This window comes from Boseongicola sp. (assembly GCF_057460485.1).
This window is the reverse complement of sequence record NZ_JBVCWP010000351.1, coordinates 1-3,634: the sequence shown is the minus strand read 5'-3', so window position 1 is coordinate 3,634 and position 3,634 is coordinate 1. Positions and strand designations below refer to the sequence as shown.

Here is a 3,634-nt window from a genome sequence, read left to right as displayed (position 1 = left end):
GACAAGCTGGGCCAGCCGATGGTCAGCATGTCCTTCTACGGCGAATACGACACCTTCAGCGTCTATGTCCTGCCGTGGTTGCGCGACCGCGAATTCCTAGGCTTCGGCCCGCGCCTCGGCGGTCCGTTTCCGATTGGCGCGGCGGAATTCGAGTCTGCCGACGGCAAGCGCCATATCGATTACGCGCTGCGCTGGTCACATTCAGTCGGGAATCTCGATCTTGGGCTATCGTATTTCAACGGCACCAGCCGCGAGCCGCGGTTGATCCAGACCGGCCCGGTGCTCGTGCCTCACTACGATCAGATCGCGCAGGCGGGGTTGGATCTGCAACTGACCGCCGGCGACTGGCTGTGGAAGCTCGAAGCAATCCGGCGCAGCGGGCATGGGCCCGGCTTCTGGGCAGCCACTGCCGGCTTCGAATGGACAATTCCCGGCATTGCCGGCACTGGCGCCGATCTGGGTCTGATCGCCGAATACAGCCACGACGGTCGCGACCCCGCCCTGGCTCCGGCCACGATCCACGACGACGATCTGTTCCTCGGCGCCCGCCTCGCCCTGAACGACATCGGCGATACCAGCCTTCTCGCAGGGGCCCTCATAGACCGCGAAACCGATGCACGCGTATTCCTCGTGGAAGGCCAGCGGCGAATGGGCGAAAATTGGGTTTTGTCGCTGGAGGGCCGGTTTTTCGAAGGCGGGGTCGCGCCCGATCCAATCTCGGTTATCCGCAACGACGACTATATCTCGATCAGCTTGAAACGGTCATTCTGAACCAACCCAAGGGATTTGACGCGACCGCGCCTTCGAATACGCAGTTCGAAGGTCCGGTTTCCCACCGGAACCAGCAGACGATCCAATACTCAGCGGCCATTCGGTGCCCCTTCCGATCCCTTCAATGCCGCTTCAGGCAGCACGCAAAAGCCTTGCGCCGGAACAGCCAATGCGCTGTTGAACTTACTGGAAAGATTCTGAAAGGCGATCAGCGCGGTCAATTCGACGATCGCGTCGTCGATGAAAAACTCCTTCAGTCGGGAAAACACAGCGTCGTCCACTCCGCGGTCGTACCGGGTCATCGCGTCGGCATAGTCCAGGGCCGCGCGCTCCGCCGGTCTGAAGAGATCGCTATCCCGCCACTGCATCAAGGCCGCGACTTTTTTTTCGACACACCACGACGCAAGAGAGTGGCGGAATTCAGATCGACGCAGAACGAGCAGCTGTTGATTTGCGACACGAGCACAGTGACAAGTGATCGGAGCGCAGGGTCGATCGGAGACGAGCGACGGTCTATCGTGCCGTAGAGTACGGCCACTCCGGCGAACAGCCGTGGCACCCGCCCCCAAAGCAGCGCCGCGTCGAGTACCGCGCCATACTTTCGCTTCTGGTTCCAGAAAAACGGTCTTATCCACCAGGAGTATCTCGACCGTGGTTTGGCTTCGATCCGCATGATTGCACCTTCGTCCGATTCCGATTCTGCGTCCGCCTCGCCGCACCAATACAAGGTGCGAACGACGGTCAGCCAGACCAGCAGAATGAGGCTGAGGATATTATCGAACACTTCCGCCGACCCGGGAACAGAGAAAGACCCTGGATCGGAAGTCACGATCCTGCCAAGCCGCACGTTCTCAAGGATCTGGAGCGCGTGCTGTACCGCGCGCCCGAGTCCTGACCACTCCGCACATGGAAATATGGTAAAGTTGCAAAGGCCACTGCGCGTTGATTTGGATCAATCGCTTCGCGGCTGGAGTCCCTTACAGTTGACCAAGTCACCAGATCGAGGCGAAGAACAAGCGTGCTTCGGTCTAATATCGCGCGAATTGGGTAGTGATCAAAAGGGCTGAACATGAAAGGTCTTGCCTACGTTACGATTTTGGGTCTGGCAGCGGGATCGATCGCTTTTGCGCATGAGAGCGCAACCGGCGTGGTGAAGACGCGCATGGAAGAAATGGAGCGTTTCGAAGAACTAATCGAGCGCGTCTTTGCCATGATCAATGGCGAGTTGAGCTATGAGGCAGCCGCAGTACGACGTGCTGCCGAGGAAATCAGGAATAGGGCCGGTGGCCATCTCACGTCGCTGTTTCCCGAAGGCTCGAATGATCCGCCAAGTGAAGCGCGTACCGAAATCTGGCTGAAGTTCAGAGACTTTGATCACTATGCTTTCATGCTGGAACGTTGGTCAGGCGAGCTGGCCACCCAAGCAGACGAGCGACCACATGGGACTCTTCCAGCCAAATGGGAGGATGCGGAAATGGGGCCCGCTATGATGCAGCGCGGCGGCATGATGGGACGCCGCGGCCCCGATTTCGCCGCCTGGCATGTGGCAGCGACGTGCAACGCATGTCACGCCGAGTTTCGCGAAGAGGAATAAAGGACGGAGGTCGACTTCCTTCGCCGCCGCTCTGTCCCAAGATTTTTCAGATGCTGCACCACCGATGTGCGTGAATGGGGACATTCGCCTTTGTGAGTTGTGCCTCGCTCAAACGCCGCCGATTGCCTGTCACTGCACGGGGCGGGGTGGCGGGACGGGTCTCGCGCTCGTATGGTGTGCATAGCGGATCCGTTATGAACCTTGGCGGATCCAAAGAGATCGCTAGATGCCTTTGAACGGCTTTGTCACGTTAACTCAGTTGAACCAAAATAGCCGACGCTACCCCAGATCAAGCAGCCACAATTTCGAACCACTCAGCGAATGACCTGGCGCGAGTTTGATGGAGAGTTTGGCGAGAGATCAGATGACGTTGCAAATTGAAATGGTTGTAGATGGCATCGTGGACGGACAGAAAACGTTGCATCGATCCGGGCGACTTGAACCGGCCCATGCGGCGTTCTCGTCGGCGCGTCGGTTGATGTGAAACCTCTGCCCGATTGTTCAATCGACCACCCGTGACATGAAGGTGCGCCAAGCCAAGTTCCCGAAGGGCCGCCGAATATGACCCCAGCTTGTCGGTGACAATCTCATCCGGAATGTAACCCTGCTTTTTCAGGAGTTTCCGCATAAGTTTAAGGGCCGCACTCTTGTTTCGGCGAGATTGGGCCAGGACTTCAAGAACCTCGCCTTCATCGTCAACCGCGCGCCACAGGTATGTTCGCCGGCCACCAATTCGGACAAAGACCTCGTCAAGATGCCAGGCTCCCGAAGGTCGAACTCTGCGAGATCTGATGTTGGCGGCAATCGCCGGACCGAATTTCAAAATCCATCGGCGGATCGTTTCGTAGCTCACATCGATCCCTCGTTCTGCAAGCATTTCTTCAACGTCACGAAAGCTCAAAGGCAAGCGAAAGTAGAGCCAGACGGCTCGTTGGATTATCGATGGCGGAAATCGGTGGCGTGCGTAGGAAATCTTTCTCATTCAACGACAAATACCGGCCGTCAGGCCGATCGTCGAGTTAATGTGACAATGCCTCGCTGTTTTTGCGGGATAATTTCAAGATGGATTCTGATTTATTAGGGTACAGTGACACCCGCTCAGATGCGTTCAGCCTCTGGGCCGATTACACAGCCGAAATGGCGGCATGATCTACCCTTCGCCAATCCCTCACAATCTGTAGCCAACAACTTGGCAATACCTCCTAGTCCTTCGCGTCGGCTAATTTGACAGATTACTGTTTTTCTGAATCACTCTCGCAATCGTTTGAT

At 57.2% G+C, this 3,634-nt stretch carries 5 protein-coding genes; 2 read left to right on the top strand and 3 right to left on the bottom strand.

Going from position 1 to position 3,634, the window contains the following annotated elements:
• The coding region (locus AC221Y_RS21815; protein WP_486708424.1) for a hypothetical protein at window positions 1-771 on the top strand (771 nt) is incomplete at its 5' end.
• Window positions 772-860: 89 nt separating this feature from the next.
• Here the strand turns inward: AC221Y_RS21815 and AC221Y_RS21810 are convergent.
• The gene (locus AC221Y_RS21810; protein WP_486708423.1) at window positions 861-1,139 is read right to left on the bottom strand and encodes a carboxymuconolactone decarboxylase family protein; all 279 of its coding nucleotides are present in this window, start codon (window positions 1,137-1,139) and stop codon (window positions 861-863) included.
• Window positions 1,139-1,600, bottom strand: a complete 462-nt coding sequence (locus tag AC221Y_RS21805) for a carboxymuconolactone decarboxylase family protein (protein ID WP_486708422.1) — start codon at window positions 1,598-1,600, stop codon at window positions 1,139-1,141. The genes AC221Y_RS21810 and AC221Y_RS21805 overlap by 1 nt, the downstream gene beginning before the upstream one ends.
• 240 nt (window positions 1,601-1,840) lie before the next feature.
• Here AC221Y_RS21805 and AC221Y_RS21800 point away from each other — a divergent pair, with 240 nt between their 5' ends.
• A complete protein-coding gene (locus tag AC221Y_RS21800; RefSeq protein ID WP_486708421.1) occupies window positions 1,841-2,365 on the top strand; it encodes a cytochrome c in 525 nt (174 codons plus the stop codon).
• A gap of 289 nt (window positions 2,366-2,654) precedes the next feature.
• On the opposite strand, the gene AC221Y_RS21795 is transcribed toward AC221Y_RS21800, so the two are convergent.
• The gene (locus AC221Y_RS21795; RefSeq protein ID WP_486708420.1) at window positions 2,655-3,347 is read right to left on the bottom strand and encodes an IS6 family transposase; all 693 of its coding nucleotides are present in this window, start codon (window positions 3,345-3,347) and stop codon (window positions 2,655-2,657) included.
• Window positions 3,348-3,634 lie beyond the last annotated feature (287 nt).